This is a genomic window from Dickeya oryzae, from assembly GCF_009372235.1.
GTDB lineage: Bacteria > Pseudomonadota > Gammaproteobacteria > Enterobacterales > Enterobacteriaceae > Dickeya > Dickeya oryzae.
Genome location: NZ_SULL01000015.1, coordinates 115,860 through 138,362 on the forward strand (window position 1 = coordinate 115,860; position 22,503 = coordinate 138,362).

The 22,503-nt window shown below is 55.7% G+C and carries 21 protein-coding genes; 9 read left to right on the forward strand and 12 right to left on the reverse strand.

Going from position 1 to position 22,503, the window contains the following annotated elements; genetic code table 11:
* Positions 1-179 precede the first annotated feature (179 nt).
* A complete protein-coding gene (locus tag FAZ14_RS16570) occupies positions 180-773 on the forward strand; it encodes a YhgN family NAAT transporter (RefSeq protein WP_016942912.1) in 594 nt (197 codons plus the stop codon).
* Positions 774-872: 99 nt separating this feature from the next.
* On the opposite strand, the gene gntT is transcribed toward FAZ14_RS16570, so the two are convergent.
* Positions 873-2,189, reverse strand: a complete 1,317-nt coding sequence (gene gntT / locus FAZ14_RS16575) for a gluconate transporter (RefSeq protein WP_016942911.1) — start codon at positions 2,187-2,189, stop codon at positions 873-875.
* Positions 2,190-2,245: 56 nt separating this feature from the next.
* Between gntT and FAZ14_RS16580 the strand changes: the two genes are divergently transcribed.
* Together FAZ14_RS16580 and FAZ14_RS16585 are read left to right on the forward strand one after the other, a co-directional pair.
* Positions 2,246-2,389: a hypothetical protein gene (locus tag FAZ14_RS16580; protein WP_153508891.1), complete on the forward strand. Its 144-nt coding sequence runs from the start codon at positions 2,246-2,248 to the stop codon at positions 2,387-2,389.
* 107 nt (positions 2,390-2,496) lie between these two features.
* Entirely contained in the window at positions 2,497-3,015 is a 519-nt protein-coding gene (locus FAZ14_RS16585) for a gluconokinase (protein ID WP_016942910.1), read from the forward strand.
* 8 nt (positions 3,016-3,023) lie between these two features.
* Here FAZ14_RS16585 and gntR read toward each other — a convergent pair whose 3' ends face one another.
* Positions 3,024-4,022, reverse strand: a complete 999-nt coding sequence (gene gntR / locus FAZ14_RS16590) for a gluconate operon transcriptional repressor GntR (RefSeq protein ID WP_016942909.1) — start codon at positions 4,020-4,022, stop codon at positions 3,024-3,026.
* A 536-nt stretch (positions 4,023-4,558) separates the two neighbouring features.
* Here gntR and FAZ14_RS16595 point away from each other — a divergent pair.
* Positions 4,559-4,981 (forward strand): hypothetical protein, encoded by a 423-nt coding sequence (locus tag FAZ14_RS16595; RefSeq protein ID WP_016942908.1) that lies wholly within the window; start codon positions 4,559-4,561, stop codon positions 4,979-4,981.
* A 104-nt stretch (positions 4,982-5,085) separates the two neighbouring features.
* Here the strand turns inward: FAZ14_RS16595 and FAZ14_RS16600 are convergent, their stop codons facing one another.
* The 4 genes from FAZ14_RS16600 to glpA form a co-directional block, all read right to left on the reverse strand.
* Positions 5,086-5,784 carry a pirin family protein gene (locus tag FAZ14_RS16600; protein ID WP_153508892.1) on the reverse strand — a complete coding sequence of 233 codons (699 nt, stop codon included), beginning with the start codon at positions 5,782-5,784 and terminating at the stop codon, positions 5,086-5,088.
* Positions 5,785-6,375: 591 nt separating this feature from the next.
* Positions 6,376-7,578, reverse strand: a complete 1,203-nt coding sequence (glpC, locus tag FAZ14_RS16605; RefSeq protein WP_016942906.1) for an anaerobic glycerol-3-phosphate dehydrogenase subunit GlpC — start codon at positions 7,576-7,578, stop codon at positions 6,376-6,378.
* The gene (gene glpB, locus FAZ14_RS16610) at positions 7,575-8,825 is read right to left on the reverse strand and encodes a glycerol-3-phosphate dehydrogenase subunit GlpB (RefSeq protein WP_153508893.1); all 1,251 of its coding nucleotides are present in this window, start codon (positions 8,823-8,825) and stop codon (positions 7,575-7,577) included. The genes glpC and glpB overlap by 4 nt, the downstream gene beginning before the upstream one ends.
* Positions 8,815-10,458 (reverse strand): anaerobic glycerol-3-phosphate dehydrogenase subunit A, encoded by a 1,644-nt coding sequence (gene glpA / locus FAZ14_RS16615; protein ID WP_153508894.1) that lies wholly within the window; start codon positions 10,456-10,458, stop codon positions 8,815-8,817. Before glpA ends, glpB begins: the two co-directional genes overlap by 11 nt.
* 300 nt (positions 10,459-10,758) lie before the next feature.
* Between glpA and glpT the strand changes: the two genes are divergently transcribed.
* Both glpT and glpQ read left to right on the forward strand, forming a co-directional pair.
* Positions 10,759-12,108: a glycerol-3-phosphate transporter gene (glpT, locus tag FAZ14_RS16620; RefSeq protein ID WP_038909231.1), complete on the forward strand. Its 1,350-nt coding sequence runs from the start codon at positions 10,759-10,761 to the stop codon at positions 12,106-12,108.
* 186 nt (positions 12,109-12,294) lie between these two features.
* On the forward strand, positions 12,295-13,383 hold the full coding sequence (gene glpQ / locus FAZ14_RS16625; protein ID WP_038925404.1) for a glycerophosphodiester phosphodiesterase: 1,089 nt from the start codon (positions 12,295-12,297) through the stop codon (positions 13,381-13,383).
* On the opposite strand, the gene yigL is transcribed toward glpQ, so the two are convergent.
* A complete protein-coding gene (yigL, locus tag FAZ14_RS16630; RefSeq protein ID WP_153508920.1) occupies positions 13,362-14,171 on the reverse strand; it encodes a sugar/pyridoxal phosphate phosphatase YigL in 810 nt (269 codons plus the stop codon). The genes glpQ and yigL overlap by 22 nt on opposite strands.
* 52 nt (positions 14,172-14,223) lie before the next feature.
* Positions 14,224-15,216 (reverse strand): lysophospholipase L2, encoded by a 993-nt coding sequence (gene pldB / locus FAZ14_RS16635; protein WP_153508895.1) that lies wholly within the window; start codon positions 15,214-15,216, stop codon positions 14,224-14,226.
* A gap of 113 nt (positions 15,217-15,329) precedes the next feature.
* Between pldB and rhtB the strand changes: the two genes are divergently transcribed.
* On the forward strand, positions 15,330-15,950 hold the full coding sequence (rhtB, locus tag FAZ14_RS16640) for a homoserine/homoserine lactone efflux protein (protein ID WP_038905907.1): 621 nt from the start codon (positions 15,330-15,332) through the stop codon (positions 15,948-15,950).
* A gap of 59 nt (positions 15,951-16,009) precedes the next feature.
* On the opposite strand, the gene rhtC is transcribed toward rhtB, so the two are convergent.
* The 3 genes from rhtC to pldA form a co-directional block, all read right to left on the reverse strand.
* Positions 16,010-16,633: a threonine export protein RhtC gene (gene rhtC, locus FAZ14_RS16645; protein ID WP_153508896.1), complete on the reverse strand. Its 624-nt coding sequence runs from the start codon at positions 16,631-16,633 to the stop codon at positions 16,010-16,012.
* A 95-nt stretch (positions 16,634-16,728) separates the two neighbouring features.
* Positions 16,729-18,573 (reverse strand): ATP-dependent DNA helicase RecQ, encoded by a 1,845-nt coding sequence (recQ, locus tag FAZ14_RS16650; protein WP_038925455.1) that lies wholly within the window; start codon positions 18,571-18,573, stop codon positions 16,729-16,731.
* Positions 18,574-18,756: 183 nt separating this feature from the next.
* Positions 18,757-19,626, reverse strand: a complete 870-nt coding sequence (pldA, locus tag FAZ14_RS16655) for a phospholipase A (protein ID WP_029456522.1) — start codon at positions 19,624-19,626, stop codon at positions 18,757-18,759.
* A gap of 224 nt (positions 19,627-19,850) precedes the next feature.
* Between pldA and FAZ14_RS16660 the strand changes: the two genes are divergently transcribed.
* Both FAZ14_RS16660 and rarD read left to right on the forward strand, forming a co-directional pair.
* Positions 19,851-20,321, forward strand: a complete 471-nt coding sequence (locus FAZ14_RS16660; RefSeq protein ID WP_023640956.1) for a thioesterase family protein — start codon at positions 19,851-19,853, stop codon at positions 20,319-20,321.
* 102 nt (positions 20,322-20,423) lie between these two features.
* Positions 20,424-21,347: an EamA family transporter RarD gene (rarD, locus tag FAZ14_RS16665; protein ID WP_016942894.1), complete on the forward strand. Its 924-nt coding sequence runs from the start codon at positions 20,424-20,426 to the stop codon at positions 21,345-21,347.
* Here rarD and FAZ14_RS16670 read toward each other — a convergent pair.
* Positions 21,303-22,361, reverse strand: coding sequence for an AbrB family transcriptional regulator (locus FAZ14_RS16670; protein ID WP_016942893.1), 1,059 nt, complete (start codon positions 22,359-22,361; stop codon positions 21,303-21,305). The two genes, rarD and FAZ14_RS16670, sit on opposite strands and share 45 nt — an antisense overlap.
* Between the last annotated feature and the right edge of the window lie 142 nt (positions 22,362-22,503).

Sequence of the window (22,503 nt, forward strand, 5' to 3'; positions counted from 1 at the left end):
GTGACAAAAAGCAATCCGACTGCCATTTCAGGCAGGGAGCATAGTTTTAAGTGATGTCTGTCAACCTTACAAAATGTATCAGAAGTCGCAAGTGAATTTATTCGATGACTCAGACGTTTTCAGCAGCAGGCCTAATGTGCCTGCCAGAAGACGGGTGATGAAAGGAGCTTACCGCCACCATGACTGAAATGATCTCGGCAACCGTCCTGTTGCTGTTAATTATGGATCCACTCGGCAACCTGCCGGTGTTTATGTCTGTTCTGAAACACCTGGATCCCAAACGGCGACGTGTGGTGTTGATTCGGGAGATGATCATCGCTCTGGGGGTGATGCTGGTGTTCCTGTTCGCGGGCGAGAAGATTCTGGCCGTACTGAATCTGCGTACAGAAACCGTGTCGATTTCCGGCGGTATCGTGTTGTTTTTGATTGCCATCCGCATGATTTTCCCAACGCAGGAAGGCTTTACCAGCGGCTTGCCCGCCGGTGATGAGCCGTTTCTGGTGCCGTTGGCGATTCCGATGGTGGCCGGACCATCGATTCTGGCTGCACTGATGCTGCTCTCCCACCAGTACCCGAATCAATTGCCGCATCTGACACTGGCGCTGCTTATTGCCTGGGCCATTACGGTGGTCGTGCTGCTGTTATCGAACCTGTTCCTGCGATTGTTGGGCGACAAAGGCGTCAATGCGCTGGAACGGCTGATGGGGCTGGTACTGGTCATGCTCTCCACCCAGATGTTCCTGGACGGTATTCGGGCCTACCTGAAACTCTAGCATCGGGACGCTGTCGCCTCAGGCTGTTCTCTCAGTCTCCCACACCAGGCGGAGACTGAGAAAGAGGGGTTATCCCCGGCTCATCTTAATCACACGCAATCACACCACATAGCTCAGCAGCAGGGTGCCGACCAGGCCACACACCGCGATAATGGTTTCCAGCGCTGACCATGACTTCAGCGTTTCCGGAATGCTCAGGTTGAAATACTCCTTGAACAGCCAGAAACCGGGGTCGTTGACGTGAGAGAAAATTACGCTGCCGGAACCGACCGCAATCACCATCAATTCCGGGCTGACGCCGCTGGTGGCGATAATCGGTGCCACAATCCCGCCCGCGGTCAGCGCGGCCACGGTGGCAGACCCTAATGCCAGACGTAGCACGGCGGCGATAAGCCAACCCAGCAGCAACGGCGACACGCTACTACCGTGCATCATCCCGGCGATGTACTTGTCTACACCGCTGTCTACCAGCACCTGTTTAAACGCGCCGCCGCCGCCAAGGATCAGCAACATCATGGCGATGATTTTAATCGAGTCGGTAATGGTGCCCATCACCTCATCCATGCTGCGACCACGGTTCAGGCCGAAGGTAAAAATCGCGATCAGCACCGCAATCAGGGTCGCCATCACCGGGTCGCCGAAGAACTCGGCATACGGCAACAATGCATGTCCCTTCGGTAATATCATTTCCGCCACGGCGCGCAGCGCCATCAGGATAACCGGCACCAGTGCAGTCATTACGCTGACGGCAAAGCCCGGCATTTCCTCTTCGGTGAACTGTTTCGGGTTATACAGCCCTTCCGGGATCGGCTTATCGATCTTTTTCAGAAAACGGGCGTAAACCGGCCCCGCCAGAATCACCGTCGGGATCCCCAGCAGCGTACCATAGAGCAGGGTTTTGCCCATGTCGGCATGGAATAGCGAGGCAATCGCTGTTGGCCCTGGATGCGGCGGCAGAAAACCGTGGGTGACGGATAACGCCGCCGCCATTGGCACACCGGCATACAGCAACGGAATACGGGCGGAGGCCACAATGCTGAACACCAGCGGCAACAGCAGCACAAACCCCACTTCATAGAACAGCGCGAAACCAACGGTAAACCCGGTCAGTACAATCGCCCACTGGATATGTTTACGACCAAAGCGCTGAATCAGCGTGGTGGCAATCCGCTGTGCACCGCCGCAGTCCGCCAGCAATTTCCCCAACATAGCGCCAAATCCCATGATCAGCGCCAGGCTGCCCAGTGTACCGCCCACCCCGTTTTTGATGGAGGTCATCACTTTTTGCACCGGCATTCCCTGCATGACGCCCACAGCCAGTGCAACCAGAATCAGTGCGATAAAACCATTCAGTTTAAAGCGGATCATCAGCACCAACAGCAGTGCGACACCCACAGCGACAATCACGAGTGGCATAACTCTCTCCGGCAACCCCTGCCTGCGCGAGCCGGGCAACGACAGGGGATTTTCTTATGTTTTGCGAAGGCTCCCGGTGTGACATTGGTACCTTCGCTACAGTAGTGGTGTACCTGCGTTGTGACAGGCATGCGTCGTTGCATCCCGTCGGGAGCGCATCCACCCAATGTGATGGCTGCCATGCGGTGACTATCGCGTGACAACTATCACACTGCACGATGTTACCGGTATCATGATACCGGTAACATGTTAAAATACGAAACCTGCGCGACGCATTTAATTTACAGTTTGGGATAGAGATCAAATTATGTCAGGACAAAGTATTATTCTGATGGGGGTTTCCGGCAGCGGGAAATCCAGCGTGGGAGCCCAGTTGGCACAAGCCATTCACGCCAAGTTTATTGATGGCGACGATCTGCATCCCAAGGCCAATATCCAGAAAATGGCCAGCGGCCAGCCGCTCAATGACGATGACCGCGCCCCCTGGCTGGAGCGCCTGAACGATGCCGCCTACAGTCTGCTACATAAAAATGAAACCGGCATTATCGTCTGCTCCGCCTTGAAAAGGCGCTACCGCGATCGGCTACGGGATGGCAACGACGGCATAGTCTTTCTCTACCTGAAAGGCAGTTTTGACGTCATTTTGCAGCGCCATCAGGCACGCGCCGGCCATTTCATGCCGACGGGTCTGCTGCAAAGTCAATTTGATGCACTGGAAGAGCCGGACGAAACCGAAGCCGATGTCATCACCGTGGATATCAACGGCCCAATGGACCAGGTGGTAGCGCGGTGTGTCGAGGCATTGCGCGCTCGCCTGCCACGCTGACCCCGGCCCTAGACGCTTTCTCCCACTTGTACGGTAAAGCCGACGTCCACACGGGTCGTCGGCAAGGTTTCGCCGTGCAGGCGCGCCAGCAGCTGTGCCGCACCGATCTCGCCAATGCGCTTACGCGGTGTCAGTATGCTGGTGAGCCGTGGCACCGTGGTTTGTCCAATATCGTGGCCGTGGAAACCGGCAATCCCCATCTGTTCGGGAACGCGTAACCCCTGCCGCTGGCATTCGAACATGGCACCAATCGCCAGGTCATCATTGGTACAGAACAGGCTATCGAGCTGTGGGTATTCCGCCTGCGCACGACGCAACAGCTCGCCGCCCAGCGTATAAGACGAGGGGCTTTCACTCATCACGCTGTAGCTGGCAAGCCCGGCCTCCGCCATCGCTTGTTCGTAACCCCGCTGCTTTAATAACGTGCGTTCATCCTGACGTGCGCCGAGGTACACCACGCGGCGGCGACCACGCGCAATCATATAACGCGTCATCTGGCGTGCGGCATCCACATTATCAAACCCCACCGCCATATCGAGGCAGGGAGATACCGAGTCCATCAGCTCCACCACCGGGATCCCGGCCACCGCAATCATCTGACGGGTACGCGCCGTATGGTTGCGCTCAGCAAGAATCAGCCCGTCGATGTTATAAGCCAGCAGCGACATCAAACGCCGTTCTTCCACTTCCGGCTGGTAGCCGTAATGGGCCAGCATGGTTTGATAGCCTTGCGATTCGGCCACTTTTTCAATGCCACGCAGCACTTCGGCAAATACCTGGTTAGTGAGCGATGGTAGCAACACGCCGATGGCCCGGCTGGTAGAATTAGCGAGAATATGCGGCGTTCGGTTGGGAATGTAACCCAATTCATCCAGTACAGCGGCGATTTTGCCTCGCAACGCTTCAGAGACCTGCTCCGGGTTACGCAAATAGCGGCTGACCGTCATTTTAGTCACCCCAACCCGGTCGGCGACATCCTGCAATACCGGTCTTTTTTTCTTTATCATCCGTTGACATCCCCGCGACTCAAAACGCCGATTGTACTAAAGAAATGGTTAGCAGAATATCTATCTGAACACCGATGATAACAACTGTATGACGGTATCCCGAAACCAACTTAGTTATATTATTCCTTTATCATTAATTAATTTTGCAATAAATAGACACACCAATAAATTAATTGGTTTTTAATGAAGCAACACGGTCATAAATGATTTTTTATTATAAGCCGTTTCACATGCGACTATTGTATTCTTGCCGGAATGGCACCCATCATTACATGCCATAAAAAATGTCGGGATACAGAAATTTGGCTTTCTCTCAGTGAAAGCGAATAAACCTGAATAGATACTCTCAATAAGTCGAGTTGCAGGACAACACGCTCGCGTGTTGCACCGCGCAATGCATTGCGCCCTTGCAGGGCGAGTAATACGGCCAACGCTGCTGTAACACCAACACACCGACAACGTGAAGTATGACGGGTATTGAGGCTGATCAATCTGGCTGCCACTGGCAGCATTAATAACGCTCTGGAGACAATAATATGACTGGCATTTCTCAACTTGGAACGCACGTTCCCACCGTAGGATTAAGTCCGAAAATTACGGTCACCAAATCTGAAGAAACGGGCGGATATAATATCAATATAGATTCCATATCAGTTAACCCGGATATTACGCCTGAAAGCGGCGAGGAAGCCATGCGTAGATTTCAGGCGCATATTGAGGCACAAAAAGCAGGTACCGAGCCGCCTCAGTCTGCCCTGGTGACCATTTCAGAAGGCAAGCCCGTCACCGTGACCTACGGCGACTTGTCAAAACAAGTCACCAGTACCGATAATCCGGTCACGACCACAGCAGGTCGCGTCGTTTATACGCCAGGCACCTCCAACGAGGGCATTACCATCCAGTCGACGCCGGTGACAACCAGCAGTGAAGCGGATACTTCAACAACGCAGCCATCGTAAGTCGTGTCATCAAAACAATCACCACCTCCCGAGGAGGTGGTTTAAAGCTGACAAATAAAGGCGAGCCCAGTGGACTCGCCTTTACTGACATGCGCCGGTTACTGTTACTTTACCTTCGGCAAATCAAACAGCAGGATTTCGCTGTCTTCGCTGGCGCGCACGGTAATAGAATCCTCATCCCAGATAGCCAGCGCATCGCTGGTGGTCGCCTGCTGACCGTTGATCTCAATCGTGCCTCGCACCACCTGAATCCATAACACACGGCCCTGTTGAGTCTGGTAGGACGACGCTTCCTGCGCCTTCAGCGCCCAGCGCCACAACGTCATGTCCTGAAATACTTTCAGCGATCCGTCGCGGGCATCCGGTGACAGCACCAGTTGGCGACCTTGCGGCGCATCGAAACGGCGCTGCTCATAACGCGGCGTCAGGCCGGTTTTTTCCGGAATCACCCAAATCTGGTACAAATGCAGCAGTTTGTCCTGGCTGGCGTTGTACTCGGAGTGGCGGATCCCGGTGCCAGCGCTCATTATTTGGAACTCACCCGCCGGGATCTGTTCCTTGTTGCCCATACTGTCCTGATGTTCCACGGTGCCTTCCAGCACATAGGTGAGAATTTCCATATCCCGGTGTGGGTGGGTTCCAAAACCCTGCCCACCTTCGATATAGTCTTCATTGATCACCCGCAGTGCGGAAAACCCCATAAAATCCGGATCGTAGTAATCGGCAAACGAAAACGTGTGCCAGCTATCCAGCCAGCCGTGGTTAGCATGGCAGCGATCTTGTGCTTTGCGTAAATAAATCATGTTGCGCTCCTCGAATGTTTTTTTCAGTCTAGCGACCAGCCGGGAATAAGAAAGCCTAAAAAACTCACCGCTCTATTCAAAAAATTTCCGGGAGAAATTTTTGATATCGCAACGCGATAGCCCATAGGGTGGCGGCCAGGGATGGCAGCAACAGCGTTAACAGGAACAACATTTGGAAATCAGATTCCAAAAAATCCAGAATAAAAAAAAGCCAGCACCCGAGCTGGCTAAGTAATACTGGAAGCAATGTGAGCAATGTCGTGCCTTCACAGCAAAACCGCGATGAGTCACAGAGATGGATTCATTAGGCTTTCCCGGAACGCATGGCAATAATAATCATTATCATTTGCATCTGTAAAGCGATTTTTTGTTCAATTTAAAGAAAATGTTCGCCGGGCAGCCTGTTCCGGCTGACGTGCTGGTTATTCCTGCCAGTATCCCAAAAATTTATTTTTCAGAATCAAGTGGTTGATGTTTAACCATTGAAAAAAGAAGGGAAATAGCGCGGAGTGCCCTCCCGGAGCCAATAACCGGGAAGGCGAGGTTCGACATGAGCGCTTTGCGCGGGCAGTACTTTACGTGAGCCGTGCTTTACGCGGGCAGCGCTCTGGCCAGCAAGCTGAAGGGGTGTTCGCAGGCTTTACTGGTCGACATTTCAATCTGCCATTTGCAGGTCTCACAATCGGTAATCACCAGATCAGCACCACTGGCTTCGATCTGTCGGAACAACGGCGCGCCAATCCCCTGCGCGGTGTCATAGTTTTCCTTTTTAAAACCGTAAGTTCCGGCGATACCGCAGCACTGAGAATCCAGTACCTGCAACTCCAGCCCCGGAATGCGTCGCAGTAATTCCAGGGTATACGCTGTCCACCCCATTCGTTCCAGATGACAGGGGGTGTGATACACCACCCGCAGCGGCAACGGTTGCAACGGCAATGTTCGACCTTGATCCAGCAAGCGATAAAGGTGGCGAGTCGCCAGCTCTATGCCATCACGCACGTGATGGTTGTCCACCCCCAACAGGTGGGGGTATTCATCGCGTAGCGTAAAGGTACAACTGGACGATGTTGCAATAACCGGCAGACCGCGATTGTTGATAGCCTCATCCAGCGAAGCCAGATTGAAGTTCGCTTGCTTGCGGGCTTTATCGAGAAAACGGTTGGCGATAAGCGCCACACCGCAGCACTTCTCTTTGGTGAGCAACTGAACTCCGACGCCCATCGCGTTAAACACACGGATCAGGTCACGGCCCAGTTGTGGATGATTGTAGTTAACGTAGCACCCGTGGAAATAAGCCACTTGTTCGGCAAACTGCAACTGCTGTGCCGCCTGCTGGCGGTACCAACTGCGGAAAGTACCGTGGGAATAGCGCGGCAACTGGCGGCGATGGTCAATTTTCAGCGCTTTATCCAGCAACTGACGCATGGGTTTCAGCCCGGTCAGCGTATTCACCAGTGGCGCAAACGGCGTCGCGACAGACCCCATCAAATCCGTGTGGCTGAGGATGGCGTCACGCAACGTCGGACGATGCTGGCTATGGCTGGCTTTGGCACGCTGGATGATGTCGCCAATTTTGACATCCGATGGGCACGCCACCTCGCAGCGTTTGCAGTTGGTGCAGTACTTCAACGCCTCGTCAAATAATGCCGGGTCTTTACGCCGTAACCGCTCACCATCTGGCCCTGCCTGTTTTGGCCCGGGGTAGAACGGATTGACGCGTGCGACCGGGCAGGCAGTAGTACAAACGGTACATTTGATGCAATTCTCAAAACTGGTGTCAGACCGGCTCATCATCGGTTCTCCCTTGTGATCATCTCGGCAGCGTATAGCGCGCTCAGCAGTGAAACCCCGCCGCCACACCCCTGCCGTAACGGGTCATACCCCCGCAATACCGAGCCAATCGCATACAAACGGTGTTGGGTGTGGCCGTCGATAGCCGGGTGTAACTGCTCGTCCGCGATGACCCCAAATTGCAGATAAGGCTGAGCAGCAAACAGGTTGGACTGACTCCAGTCCTCGTGGGTCGGCAGGAAATCGACATCCAGGCCAAACACCGGCTCCACCACCCGATCGCGTTCCGCCACCAGACCGTTGCTGAAAAAACTCCCGCTTGCCAGTACCACGTGCTCGGCACGCAGCGGCACTTCGCCGTGGCTGCGGGTATACAAAGCGACTCCCGCTTCGCGCACTTGCGCTGACAACACTTTATCTCCCGGCATCAGCGTTCCGCCGGTCTGGCGAAAACGCCCCAGTAGCGCCTGATGCAAGCGCATGCCCGGCAACGAAGGGGGTAACGTTGTCAGCAGTCCGACCGGTTTACCCAATGCAGCATTCAATTGCCCCTGAGCTTCCAGCCCAAGACAGGCAGGCAATATAACGGCATCATTGCCGCTCGCCCGCGTCATCAGCTCTTCCGCCAGCGCCGCGATACCGGCCGGAGTATCCAGCACACGAGCGATAGCCAGTGAACGGAACTCACTGGCGTTCTGCCGCTGCGCATCCAGCAGCGGTAAGCGCAAATCATCGGCGCGTGCCGCAATCCCCTGTGCCTGCAATTCTCCGGCAACCAGTCGGGACTGAAAATCCATAAACCCTTCAATGCCAGCAACCAACGGCTGCCGCCACGCGGGTGACCCCGACAAGCCACGCGTAACGCTATCTGACGGGCTTAACCAGCAGGGGTGCCATTTGCCCAACGGGGTCAGGCGCTGATGGTTGCCGCCACTATCGCCGCGCAACCACAAACCACAGCGTGCCAGCAAGGCTTCGGCATCCGCGGCCAGCTGGCTGACTCGTGCTTTGCCCATCAGGGTATAAGGGTGGTAGGGTGCCTGCGCGGCCAGTTCATCCAGCGCGGTCAGCGGCTGCCCGACCGCAGTGCCGTCTGGCAATGTCGCCAGCAGATCCAGTGCGCCGGAGGCGAAGGTCAACGCACTCTGCCCGACACTGATCACAGCACAGCGCTTGCCCTGCTCTTGCAGGCGAATGCCACAGGTTAACCCCGCCAGCCCACCGCCAATGATCACCACGTCATAATGCATCGTCGTTCTCCTGCTCCGGGCGTTCGGTCAGTCCGCACAAGCCCTGATAAATCCAACTGGTAAATTCGCTTTCCCGCAACGTGTTTCCCCAGGCGATGGGCCGCATGCCCTTCCAGCGCTCGTTAAGGAACTGGCTCAATTGCGACACCGCCTGTTGCGGCGTGGATTGCCCCAGTCGGCACAACAGGCCAGCGGCGCGGCAGGCACACAACTCCCCCTGACATGTTCCCATGCCGACGCGGGTACGTCGGCGCAGGTCAGTCAGGTTGTTCACCTGTAGCGACTCAACCGCGTAACGCACCTCGCCTGCCGTCACCGCTTCACATTCGCACACCAGACTGCTATCCACCCGATGACCGGAGACCAGCGGCGCGGCACGATGCCCGTGGCGGTAAATCGCCGAACCACGCAGCGGTGCTGAAAGCGACGAGGTGGCCTGCGGTTTGTCAGGTTCCGTGGTTTCCGACCCCGGCAACGGGCGAGACGCCGTCGTACATTCGGCGCGGTGGCCGAGTTTTTCGCAGACTTTGTTGGTTACCCATTCCGCCATCAGCCGGTAGGTCATCAGCTTGCCGCCAGTGATGGTCACAAAGCCTTCCAGCCCGTCACGGCTGGCATGGTCGAGCAACACGATGCCGCGGCTGACGCTGCGCCCGGAGGGGTCGTTATCACTCGCCACCAGTGGTCGCACCCCGGCGTAAGCACGTAAAATACGGGTCTGTGCCAGTTGCGGTGCCAGCATGCTGCCTTCGCGAATCAGCGTATCCACTTCCTCTGGCGTCACCGTCATGTGGTCAATCTGGTCGTAGTCGATGCGGGTCGAGGTGGTACCAATCAGCGAGATAGTGTCACCGGGTACCAGAATGTCGGCGTCAGCCGGTGGACGGCAGCGATTAATCACCCGGTTATTGATGCGGTGCCCCAAAATCAGCAACGCGCCTTTGGCGGGGAACATACGCACATTCAGGTCGGCATATTCGGCGATACGTTGCCCCCAAATGCCGCCCGCATTCACCACCACTTGTGCATAAATTTCACTGGCCACCTGACGTTTATGGTCGAAAACGCGCACGCCAACGACACGATCGCCCTGACGGAGTAACCCAATGACCTCGTGGTAGGTCAGCACTTCCGCACCGTGTTCACAGGCATCGATCATATTGGCGGCGGTTAACCGGAAGGGGTCAACCGTACCGTCCGGCACGCGCACAGCACCGATCAATGCCGGATTCGCAGCGGGCTCCAGCCGCAAAGCTTCCTGCGGGTCGATGGCCTGCGCCCGAATACCTGCGCGCTGACAAGCGGCGATAAACCGGGTTTGATAGTCGATATCATCCTGCGGCAAGGTCAGAAACAGCCCATCGGTCGGCTCAATACAGTGACGGGCGATGCGCCGCAGAATCTGGTTTTCCTCAATACATTCACGAGCAGACTCCGCATCGGTAACCGCATAGCGCGCACCGCTGTGCAGCAATCCATGATTGCGTCCAGTGGCACCAGTGGCGATGTCATGCCGTTCCAGCAACAGACAGCGCAACCCGCGCAACGCGCAGTCGCGGGCTGTTCCCGCCCCCGTGGCACCGCCGCCGATAATCACTACATCCGTTTCTCGCTGCAAACCGTTGTTTGCCATTGCCGTTTTACCTCAGTCCGGATCATGCCTGTCTGTAGTGGGACATAAATCAACGCCACAATGATTGATAAAGAACAAAAACACTCAAAAAACGAAAATAAAACCCGGAGACAACCGCAGATATGTGATTCAAATCACCCAAAAATGGAAAATCATTATTTCATTTGTGTTACTTAAAGCTCAAAATAGCGCCCTCCGTCATAAAAGTGTAACAATTTCGTACTGACTCACATTGACGATGGCGCGCATTCGCTACGCTGACGAGCGTTATAGAAAATAACTATCGGGGATCGTTTATTTATGCTGAGTATTTTCAAGCCTGCGGCACATCGCCCGCGCGTGGCGGAACATCAGGTAGACCCGCTCTACCGCCGGTTACGCTGGCAGATTTTTCTGGGGATCTTTTTTGGCTACGCCGCCTACTATCTGGTCAGAAAGAACTTCGCGCTGGCGATGCCCTATCTGGTCGAACAGGGTTTTTCCAAAGGTGATCTCGGGTTTGCCCTGTCCGGTATCTCCATCGCCTACGGGTTTTCCAAATTTATTATGGGGTCGGTATCAGACCGCTCCAATCCGCGAGTCTTTCTGCCTGCCGGTCTGATTCTGGCTGCCGCGGTCATGCTGTTTATGGGCTTCGTGCCGTGGGCGACATCCAGCATCATGGTGATGTTTGTGCTGTTGTTCGTCTGTGGCTGGTTCCAGGGCATGGGCTGGCCGCCGTGTGGCCGTACTATGGTGCACTGGTGGTCACAGAAAGAGCGTGGCGGCATCGTGTCTATCTGGAACTGCGCCCATAACGTGGGTGGCGGCATCCCGCCGTTACTGTTCCTGCTGGGGATGGCCTGGTTCAACGACTGGAAAGCCGCACTCTATATGCCGGCCTTCGCCGCCATTCTGGTCGCGCTGTTCGCTTTCGCCATGATGCGTGACACCCCGCAATCCTGCGGTCTGCCGCCGATCGAAGAATACAAAAACGATTACCCGGTAGATTACAGCGAGAAAGATGAACAGGAGCTGACCGCGAAAGAAATCTTCATGCAGTATGTGTTCCCCAACAAACTGTTGTGGTACATCGCTTTCGCCAACGTGTTCGTCTACCTGCTGCGTTACGGCATTCTCGACTGGTCGCCAACCTACCTTAAAGAAGTAAAGCACTTCGCACTGGATAAATCGTCCATCGCTTACTTCCTGTACGAATACGCCGGTATTCCAGGCACCTTGTTGTGCGGCTGGATGTCCGACAAAGTGTTCAAGGGTAACCGTGGCGCGACCGGGGTGTTCTTCATGACACTGGTGACCATCGCCACCGTGGTGTACTGGCTGAACCCGGCCGGCAACCCCAACGTGGATATGATCTGCATGATCGTCATCGGCTTCCTGATTTACGGCCCGGTGATGCTGATTGGCCTGCACGCGCTGGAACTGGCACCGAAGAAAGCCGCCGGTACCGCCGCGGGCTTCACCGGCCTGTTCGGTTATCTGGGCGGTTCGGTCGCTGCCAGCGCCATCGTCGGCTACACCGTCGATTTCTTTGGCTGGAACGGCGGCTTCCTGGTCATGATCGGCGGTAGTGTGCTGGCGGTACTGCTGCTGGTGCTGACTATGATCAACGAGACCAAACACAAAGCAGAACTGGCGAAACGCGCCTGATTCTGTCATCACGCCATGGTTTACTCACTGAAACCTCATTGACGGTGAAACCATGAGCCTTCTCCCCGCCGGGTCGAACGGGCCCGGCGGGGGGTTATCAACACGCATTCATATGAAACAACCTGCTCATGTGAAACGCAGCAACACACACAGCTTATCTTTCTTCCACTGAAAAAGGACGCTGACATGATTCCTCTGTTCAAACCGTTATTGGCCGGTGTCGCACTGGCGATATCCCTCGGTGCACTGGCGCAAACCGGCGATAAAATCGTGATTGCTCACCGGGGGGCCAGCGGTTACCTGCCGGAACACACCTTGCCCGCCAAAGCGATGGCGTATGCACAGGGTGCGGACTATCTGGAGCAGGATCTGGTGATGACCAAAGATAATGCGCTGGTGGTGTTGCACGATCACTACCTTGACCGGGTGACCGACGTAGCCAGCCGCTTCCCCGACCGGGCTCGCGCCGACGGCCGCTACTACGCCATCGATTTTACGCTGGCAGAAATCCGCTCGCTTAAATTCACCGAAGGGTTTGACCTGAAAGACGGCAAACCGGTGCAGAGCTACCCCAACCGTTTCCCAATGGGTAAATCGGATTTTCGTGTTCACACCTTTCAGGACGAAATCGAGTTTATTCAGGGGCTGAACCACTCGACCGGCAAAAACATCGGGATTTATCCAGAGATCAAAGCACCGTGGTTTCACCGTCAGGAAGGAAAGGATATTTCACGCGCAGTACTGGAGGTGCTGAAGCAGTACGGCTACACCCAAAAAAGCGATCGGGTTTATCTGCAATGCTTTGACGCCAACGAGCTACAGCGCATCAAAACGGAACTGGAGCCCGCGCTGGGGATGAACCTGAAGCTGGTGCAACTGATCGCCGAAACGCGCTGGCAGGAAACCCAACAGCAACAACCGGACGGGCGCTGGGTCAACTATAACTACGACTGGATGCTCAAGCCGGGTGCCATGCAAAAAATCGCCCGTTATGCCGATGGCGTTGGTCCCGACTATCACATGTTGCTAAGCGGTGACACGGGCAAGGTCGCCATCAGCCCGCTGGTCAAAGAGGCGCACGCCAGCGGCATGGTGGTACATCCTTATACTGTGCGCGCCGACCGGCTGCCGAAATACGCAAGCGACGTCAACGCACTCTACGCCCTGCTTTACCGGCAAGCCGATGTCGATGGCCTGTTCACCGACTTCCCGGACAAGGCCGTCGCGTTCTTGCATAACGAGCAACCGGTGACTCAGGCTCCATCACCGAGATAAAGACGACGCAGATACCGAGGCACCGCCTGTTCGATGTTGGTGCCGATCACTTCGTTATCCGGCAGCATGTCTTTCAGTCGCTGGTGGGCATTGTTCATGATGCAGCCCTTGCCCGCCATCGACAGCATTTCATAATCATTCATGCCATCGCCGAAGGCGATACAGTCCTTGATGGTGTGACCGAGAATTTTAGCGACCTGTTCCAGCGCATGGCCTTTGGAAACGCCGCCCGCCATCACTTCCAGACAGCTCAGGGTGGAGAAACTGACATTCACCCGATCGCCCCAGCGAGCGTTAAGCGCTTCTTCCAGCGGCAGCAGTTTGTCGTGATCCTCACAGGTGAAGAACACCTTGCCGACACCGTCCGTACCCAGTGTATCCGGGTCGAACAGTTTGTAGCGGAACACCGTCTCGGTAAAAAAGCGCTCTTCCTCAGGACGAGAGCGGCACAGAAACCACTCATCATCGCGATAAACATGGGTCATGATTTCCGAGTGGTGATACACCATGCCATACAGCTCCTGGGCGATGTCGCGGTCCAGATTATGGCTGAAAATCAGCTCACCGTCGGTGTTATGCACCCGAGCGCCATTCGACGTAATCATGTAAGCGCTAATCGCCAGATTATCGCGAAGCTGCGCCACATCCATATGGTGGCGACCGGTGGCAAACACAAAATGAATCCCCTGTTCCGTCATCAGACGCAGGGTTTCCCTGGCATAGGGTGACAGGGTGTGATCGGGTGACAGTAGTGTGCCATCCAGATCGGAAGCAACAATCGGGTACATACGTTGGAATTCAACCTCCGCTGGTGCCGGGCGGCCGGGCCGCACAGACGTATTAATCATAATCGCTGAAATGTTGCAAAATCTGCCCGAAGGCATCGGCCCGCATCGCATCCTTTTCCGACAGAATGTCGTGACGGGCACCGCGAACGACGTAAGGACGGCCTCCCACACACGGGTGACCGGCTGCCGCCAGCGCCTGACAAAAGGCATCCTGGCTGCGGTTATCCACCACCTGCTCCTCTTGCGCCTGCAACAGCAGTAACGGTGTGGTGATGGCGGGTGCTTGTTGCAGTAACTGTTCTTCTACCAGTAACGCTTCCCGTACCCAATGATAGGTCGGGCCGCCGATGCGTAAATCCGGGTCATCGGCATAAAAACGGACATGACGGCGATAGCGCTCACGGCTGTGCGTTAGCTCGTTAGTCATAAACGGCAACGGCCGCCACGGACTGGTGCCAATCGCATAGTAATCCCTGATCCCCGGTCGACGTTCAGCCCACTCCAGAATGCGCCAGGCAAGCCAGCGTGGCATCGGCAACAGGATGCCGCACATCGGCGCGCACAACGCCACCGCATCAAACGCCTGTGGCTGACGCGTCAGGAACTGCGCCAGAATCGCGCCCCCCATCGAATGGGCCAGCGCAAACCGCCGGGTATACTCACCCGGCGCGACCTGTTGCTGCCACAGCGTCGCTACGTCGTCCACATAATCGCTAAAGCGGTTAACATGCCCACGATGGCCGTCTCTTAGCAACCGACCGGAACGCCCCTGACCACGGTGGTCCATCATCAGAACGTCATAGCCGCACAGGAACAGGTCATAGGCCACCTCGGCGTATTTTACATAGCTGTCGGTACGGCCGGGCAATACCACCACCAAATGGCGATGCAACGATGAGGTAAAACGCACGAAACGTACAGGCACGTCATCCACCCCGATGAACATACCCTCCTGACGCTGTCGCCAGAAATCCAGCAAGGGACCAGTAACAAATGCGGCGTACTGCCACTCTCTGGTCAGCAGGCATTCCGGATACGGATTCATCAGGCTCTCCCGAGGTCAATCATGCCGAGCAGTTTGATTTTTGTGAGCGGTAGCACAAAGACAGGCGTTAGCGTATTGTGGCATAAAAAAACGCAATCAGGGAGCATTCACCCATGACCCAAGACTGGTGGCTAACCTACCTTCTCACCACGCTTATTTTAAGTCTGTCGCCCGGTTCCGGCGCTATCAACACCATGAGCACCAGCATCAGCCACGGCTACCGGGGTGCGGTTGCCTCTATCGCCGGGCTGCAACTGGGTCTGACTATTCACATCGTGCTGGTGGGGATTGGTCTTGGGGCGCTGTTATCGCAGTCGGTACTGGCATTTGATGCCCTGAAATGGCTCGGTGCCGCTTACCTGATCTGGCTGGGTATTCAACAATGGCGTAGCGCCGGGTCGCTGGATTTGCAGACGCTGGCAAACAGTATGCCGCGCCGCCGACTGTTTAAACGGGCGATCCTGGTCAACCTGACCAACCCGAAAAGCATCGTGTTTCTGGCAGCACTGTTCCCCCAGTTTATTATTCCGCACCAGCCCCAGGCGATGCAGTATCTGGTGCTGGGCGTCACCACCGTGGTCGTGGATGTGGTCGTGATGATTGGTTATGCCACACTGGCGCGGCGCATCGCACGGTGGCTGAAAGGCCCGCGCCAGCTCAAGCAGCTCAACCGCACCTTTGGCTCACTGTTCATTCTGGTCGGCGCGCTGCTGGCTACAGCGCGTAAAGCCTGAATCCGGTATTACCCGACTCGCCGCGCATGCCGCGGCGAGTTTCGCCCCGTAAGTTCGTATCAACGCGACATAATCAGATGGATGCCAAAGCCGGTAAACAGCGCGCCCGCCAGACCATCCACCCATTTCGCCAGCCGCTGATAACCACGACGCATGACTGGCAAGGCAAACACCAGTGCTACCACGCTAAACCACAACAAGGTTTCCAGTGAAATGAGCGTGAACAGCCCCCAGCGTGCCGCCGCCCCCACATCATCACCGACAAACAGCGAAAACACACTACCGAAATAAATCAGTGCTTTAGGGTTAGACAAGTTGGTTAACAGCCCGCGCATAAAGGTCTTACCCCGCTGCGGCAATACCACCTCGACGGTGCCATCCTCCGGATGAGCACGCTGACGCAACGCCGAGCGCAGCAGTTGCCAGCCCATCCAGCACAGATACACACCGCCGCCGACGGTGACAATGCGGTGCAGCCACGCCATGCGCTCCAGTAACAGGTGCAACCCCAGCAAGGCGATAGCGGCCCACACCAGTACGCCCAGCGTAATCCCCAGCACGCCCATCAGCGCTTCGCGACGAGAACGACTCATCGCCGTCTGGGAAACAAAAAAGAAATCCGGCCCTGGGCTCATCAGTGCAATCAAATGCACCAACGCCACCGTGAGAAACAACATCAACATGAGCAATCCTTTTTTCAGAGACAGAAAACGTTCAGATGCAGAAAAAGGCGATGCCCCCGGCAAATAACGCTGCCGACAGGCAAAACCGACACATATCAGTCGTCGCCGCTATCGAGATGATCTCGAATCAACGTCATAAAGGGGGCGCCAAATCGCTCCAGTTTCCGCTGACCGACGCCATTGACCGCCAGCAACTCACTGGCGGTCACCGGCAACAGTTCAGCCATTTCCAACAGCGTGGCATCACTAAACACCACGTATGGCGGAATATTGTCTTCATCCGCAATGGATTTACGCAATTTACGCAGCTTGGCAAACAGCTTGCGGTCGTAATTGCCGCCGTAGCTCTTCTGACTGGCACGCGGTTTACTCAAGCTGGCAACACGCGGCACCGCCAGTTGCAACGGCACTTCGCCGCGCAGTACCGGCCGCGCAGACTCGGTCAGTTGCAGTGCGGAATGATGGGCAATGTTTTGCGCCAGCAAACCCAGATGAATCAACTGACGCAAAATACTGACCCACTGCTCCTGGGTTTTGTCCTTACCCAGGCCATACACCGGCAACTTGTCGTGACCGAATTCGCGGATGCGCTGATTATTGGCACCACGCAGCACTTCAGCGATGTAGCCAATCCCAAAGCGTTGCCCCACGCGGTAAACACAGGACAAGGCTTTCTGCGCGTCCACCAGTCCGTCATAACGCCGTGGCGGATCAAGGCAAATATCGCAGTTGCCGCACGGCTGCTGGCGGTTTTCGCCAAAGTAATTGAGCAGCACCAGACGACGGCAGGTTTGCGCTTCGGCAAACGCGCCCATCGCATTCAGCTTGTGCCGTTCAATATCCAGTTGCATCCCCGCCGGTTTCTCTTCCAGACAACGACGCAACCAGGCCATATCCGCCGGGTCATAAAACAGCGCCGCTTCGGCGGGCAACCCATCGCGCCCCGCTCGGCCGGTTTCCTGATAATAGGACTCGATATTACGTGGGATATCGAAATGCACCACAAAACGGACGTTCGGTTTATTGATCCCCATCCCGAATGCAACGGTCGCCACCACCACCTGCAGGTCGTCGCGCAAAAACGCCTCCTGCACTTGTGCGCGGCGCTCGTTCTCCAGCCCGGCGTGATAGGCTCCAACACTCAGCCCACGGTTTTGCAACCGGGCGCACAGGTCTTCGACTTTCGCACGACTGTTGCAATACACGATGCCGCTCTTACCGCGCTGCCCATGTATAAACAGCCACAGTTGGTCGAGCGGTTTGAATTTTTCCACCAGCGTGTAACGGATATTGGGGCGGTCAAAACTGCTGATATTGACCAGCGGATCGCGTAAATCCAGCAACCGCGCAATATCCTGACGGGTGGTGTCGTCAGCAGTCGCGGTCAGCGCCACAATCGGCAGAGTGGGGCACTGCTGCTTAATCTGCCCCAGTGCGCGGTATTCGGGGCGGAAGTCATGCCCCCACTGGGAAATACAGTGCGCTTCGTCAATGGCGATAAGTGACGTATTCCAGTGCACCAGTTGGTCCAGAAAACCGTCGGTCGAGAGGCGTTCCGGCGCAATGTACAACAGCTTCAGCTCACCACAACGACAGGCGTTAAACACCGCCTGCTGCTGTTCACGACTCTGGGTCGAATTGAGGCACGCCGCCGCCACGCCGTAAGCCTGCAATTGATCGACCTGATCTTTCATCAGGGAAATCAACGGCGATACCACCAGCGTCAGCCCATCCAGCACCAGCGCCGGGATCTGATAACACAGGGACTTCCCCCCGCCGGTCGGCATGATCACCAGGCAATCGCGCCCGTTGATGGCGGCATTGATAATGTCCTGCTGGCCCGGCCGGAATTGCTGGTAGCCGAAGGTTTCGCGCAGTACCTGCATCGCCAGCATTTCTTTACTCAATACGTCCGCATTCAATACGTCTGCCGTAGACACGCCTTCACCGTTACTCACTGCCCTGAAAAAAGTTAGTCACTGCTTTGGGAAAAACACAGGCTGGAAAACAAGCCGGGAAAAACAAACCGCCGCTATTTTCAGCGCCACCTGCTAAAACTGCAACGTTTGTTGCCGGGTTTTCTGTAACGGCCCGCAGCAATACCCGCAAGCAGAGCGCAATAACTACAACATGTCATTGAGCGTCACACCAATGCCGTAGCGGGTCTGGCGGTGGTTGTAATCGATCAGCGACTCGCCGTAACCACTGAATACCTTGGTATAAAAACGCACATGGTCGGTGATCGGATAACTCCAGCCTATCTCGCCGCTGCCGTAACCGCTGTTCCAGTTATAACGCCCTTCAGCACTAAAAACGCTATCGCCCCAGCGGTAGCCGACACGCACCCGGTAATGGCCCATGTAGCGGGTGATGTCCGGGTTATCATCTTCACTGTCGTGCAAGCGAATCCAGGGTTTCACATCAACCTGCCAGTTGCCATTTTGCGCCATCAGGCGAGCATAGACCCGGTTCCAGCTCCGCGAGGTCGGGTCGGCACGCCCATTCGACTGATGATTAAATCCCCATTCCACATCGCGCAGCGTCCAGCCGGCAAAGCGATAATCGGTCGCCCAGCCAAGAAACAATTGCGGTTCGTAGTTGGTTTCACGAAACGGAGAAGACTCACTTTTATTGGACATCTGCCACCAGGAACGCTGGGTATAGGATGCGCCCAACAGTGAGTTATCACCGGCGATGCCACGCCACAGCGGAAAACCCAGGCTTATCTGAAAGTTCACTTCATCTTTGCGGGCGTGATCAGCCCAGCTGTAACTCTCAATCGCCTGCTTATTGATATCGCTGGTGTAGGTATAAAGCAGGTAGTTGCTTTCATACGGGTAGAGAATAAACGGCGTATCATGCTGTTGCAGCAGACCAGCGATAATACTGCCCGGTACGGCTGGTGCATCATGAATTTCCTGAACGTGAGCCCCTTGCGCCTGCGCCGTCGCCGCCAGCATCAGCGCAACCGCTACCCCGCCTGATTTATACATGTACGTCATCTCCCAAAGGATCGTGATAGATAAGTGGCCCAAATAGCGAACTGAAGTCGCGGCGGATAGTGTACACAGCGCATCCGGTTTACGCAGTTATCCTGTTCTTATCACTACCACCAGTAGCAAGAAACCATAACGCCGCCTAAAATAACAACTCATTAACCAATAAAAACATAAAAATTAACCACCCTACCGGCGTTATCGTTATTAAGGACTCTCACATGCCTACTACACCGCTCACTCAGGATAGGATACGTCAGCGTGTCAGCGATATTTTTATCTATCAGATGCCGTTCAATCAGGAACTGGGCCTCACGCTGGACGCCTTTTCACCGGACTCGGTGACACTGCGTTTTAACCATCAGAACAAGCTGGTGGGTAACGCGTTGCAGCAGATCCTGCACGGTGGCGTGATCGCCGCCGGTCTGGATGTGGCTGCAGGGCTGGTGTGTGTGGGCAGCGCGTTATTGCGCCATGACACCCTGAGCGAACAGGAATTACAACATCGGCTCTCACGCATGGGAACCATCGACCTGCGGGTGGATTACCTGCGGCCTGGTCGCGGCGAACACTTTACCCTGACCAGCCATTTGCTACGTGGCGGAAACAAAATCGCCGTCGCGCGGGCCGAGCTGCACAATGAAAAACACTCGCATATCGCCAGTGCCATCGCCACCTACATCGTGGGCTAACACGCACCGTGGCAGAGGACTTATCAGCGCACGGTAACAAGACACCCGCGTTGTGCTCCGGTACACTGGATTTTTCATTCGCGGGTGACTGGTTTCTTATCAATGAGCATGCCACAACACCGCCAGGGGGTTCTGTTCGCCCTTGGTGCCTATATCCTCTGGGGGATTGCCCCCATTTATTTCAAACAACTCAGGCAAGTACCGGCTAATGAAATTCTGGGCCACCGGATTATCTGGTCATTCTTTTTCATGCTGTTGCTGCTGACCCTGTGCCGTAACTGGGGTGCGGTGCGTAATGCCTGCCGTCAGCCGCGTCAGCTATTGCTGCTGGCGATCACCGCCATACTGGTCGCCTGTAACTGGCTGACGTATATCTGGGCGGTCAACCATAACCACATGCTGGAAGCGAGTTTGGGCTATTTCATCAACCCATTGGTCAGCGTGCTACTGGGAATGCTATTTCTTGGCGAACGTTTTCGTCCGACACAATGGCTGGCGATGCTGCTGGCGGTGTGTGGGGTACTGGTACAGTTGTGGGTGCTCGGCTCACTGCCAGTGATTGCACTCACCCTGGCCTTCAGCTTCGGCGTTTACGGCTTATTGCGTAAAAAGATCGCCATCGACGGCCAGACCGGGATGCTGTTTGAAACGCTGTGGCTGTTGCCTGCGGCACTGGTTTATCTGGAATGGCTGGCCGATTCACCCACCAGCCAATTCAGTCAAAACCCGTTATCGCTCAATCTGCTGTTGATGGCGTCAGGCGTGGTGACTACGGTGCCGCTGCTGCTATTTACCGCCGCTGCCGTACGCCTGCGGTTGTCTACACTGGGCTTTTTTCAGTATCTGGCACCGACGCTGACCTTCCTGCTGGCGATACTGGTCTACGGTGAAACCATCACACCAGACAGGCTGGTCACCTTTGCGTTCATCTGGCTGGCACTCGGCGTGTTTACGCTCGATGCGCTCTATACGCAGCGGCGGCTACGCCGCACCAGCCTCCGCGTGACGCGAGATGTAACGCGATAAGATCGGGCTGAAAATCAGGGTAGTGAACAGGCGCATCGTCTGCAGCGCCATCACAAACGCGATATCCACCCGGCTGCCAGCGGCAATAATGGCGATAGAATCCAGCCCGCCGGGGCTGGTTGCCAGATAGGCGGTCAGCATATCCACCGATAGCAGATGCATCAGCATCAGCGCCATCCCACCACACAGCAACATGAGCGTGATAATCGAAAGCATCATTTTTGGCAGGGTACGCAGCGCCAGCAAAAACACTGGCCGGGTAAATGACAGCCCAACACTCCAGCCAATCAAGGCATAAGCCACCGCCAGTAACCATTCCGGTGTTTGCAATGTCATGATGCCGGAAGAATGTAATAGTGACCCGACGATCATAGGCACCAACAGTTGGCCGGAAGGAATACGCAACAATCGGCCCACCCAGGCACAACTAAACGCCATCGCCAGCGTACCGGGGAAACGCCAGTCCAGCGTGGGGAACCAAACCAGTAACGCATTATTGGCTTCGGCACCCGGCCCGAGACTGGCTCGCGCCACAAACGCCGCCGACGCGGTCACCATCAATACCCGCAGGTACTGCATGAACGCCACCAGACGAACATCCGCGCCAAAGTCACTCGCCATCGCCACCATGGCTGATGCACCACCCGGTGATGCGCCCCAGGTGCCGGTCGTTCCCGGCAGTTCGCTGTAACGCATCAACAGCCAACCGGACAAGCCGCTGGCAATCAGTGTCGATAACAGAATGAAGACCACCAACGGCCACTCTTTCATCAGCGGCGTCAGGATAGACAGGGAAAGACTTTGCGCGACCAGACAGCCCAGCACGGCATTACTGGCATAAAAGAAGGTACGGGGGATACGAATGGCCGCACCGTTCAGGCCCATGACCACACCGACCAGCATCGGCCCGAGCAACAGTGCCGCCGGAACATGATAAAACTGTAAACCCAATCCCAACACCAACGATACTGCCAGCAGCATGAACCATTGTGTCGATGCGGAAAACTTCTCCATGCACAGTACCTGTTACAGCATCAAAACAAGAGCGGTTATTTTACCCTGCCAGCCCAAGTGACGGGCATCTATCGGTGCTAAATCTGTCCGTTATCAATAATTATCAATCAAAGCGTAGCAGAGACTCGTCAGCCTTGCGGCC

Coding starts and splice junctions, on each gene's coding strand:
- FAZ14_RS16570 (WP_016942912.1), top strand. CDS start 180: ATGACTGAAATGATCTCGGCAACCGTCCTGTTGCTGTTAATTATGGAT.
- gntT (WP_016942911.1), bottom strand. CDS start 2,189: ATGCCACTCGTGATTGTCGCTGTGGGTGTCGCACTGCTGTTGGTGCTG.
- FAZ14_RS16580 (WP_153508891.1), top strand. CDS start 2,246: ATGTTTTGCGAAGGCTCCCGGTGTGACATTGGTACCTTCGCTACAGTA.
- FAZ14_RS16585 (WP_016942910.1), top strand. CDS start 2,497: ATGTCAGGACAAAGTATTATTCTGATGGGGGTTTCCGGCAGCGGGAAA.
- gntR (WP_016942909.1), bottom strand. CDS start 4,022: ATGATAAAGAAAAAAAGACCGGTATTGCAGGATGTCGCCGACCGGGTT.
- FAZ14_RS16595 (WP_016942908.1), top strand. CDS start 4,559: ATGACTGGCATTTCTCAACTTGGAACGCACGTTCCCACCGTAGGATTA.
- FAZ14_RS16600 (WP_153508892.1), bottom strand. CDS start 5,784: ATGATTTATTTACGCAAAGCACAAGATCGCTGCCATGCTAACCACGGC.
- glpC (WP_016942906.1), bottom strand. CDS start 7,578: ATGATGAGCCGGTCTGACACCAGTTTTGAGAATTGCATCAAATGTACC.
- glpB (WP_153508893.1), bottom strand. CDS start 8,825: ATGCATTATGACGTGGTGATCATTGGCGGTGGGCTGGCGGGGTTAACC.
- glpA (WP_153508894.1), bottom strand. CDS start 10,458: ATGGCAAACAACGGTTTGCAGCGAGAAACGGATGTAGTGATTATCGGC.
- glpT (WP_038909231.1), top strand. CDS start 10,759: ATGCTGAGTATTTTCAAGCCTGCGGCACATCGCCCGCGCGTGGCGGAA.
- glpQ (WP_038925404.1), top strand. CDS start 12,295: ATGATTCCTCTGTTCAAACCGTTATTGGCCGGTGTCGCACTGGCGATA.
- yigL (WP_153508920.1), bottom strand. CDS start 14,171: ATGTACCCGATTGTTGCTTCCGATCTGGATGGCACACTACTGTCACCC.
- pldB (WP_153508895.1), bottom strand. CDS start 15,216: ATGAATCCGTATCCGGAATGCCTGCTGACCAGAGAGTGGCAGTACGCC.
- rhtB (WP_038905907.1), top strand. CDS start 15,330: ATGACCCAAGACTGGTGGCTAACCTACCTTCTCACCACGCTTATTTTA.
- rhtC (WP_153508896.1), bottom strand. CDS start 16,633: ATGTTGATGTTGTTTCTCACGGTGGCGTTGGTGCATTTGATTGCACTG.
- pldA (WP_029456522.1), bottom strand. CDS start 19,626: ATGTATAAATCAGGCGGGGTAGCGGTTGCGCTGATGCTGGCGGCGACG.
- FAZ14_RS16660 (WP_023640956.1), top strand. CDS start 19,851: ATGCCTACTACACCGCTCACTCAGGATAGGATACGTCAGCGTGTCAGC.
- rarD (WP_016942894.1), top strand. CDS start 20,424: ATGAGCATGCCACAACACCGCCAGGGGGTTCTGTTCGCCCTTGGTGCC.
- FAZ14_RS16670 (WP_016942893.1), bottom strand. CDS start 22,361: ATGGAGAAGTTTTCCGCATCGACACAATGGTTCATGCTGCTGGCAGTA.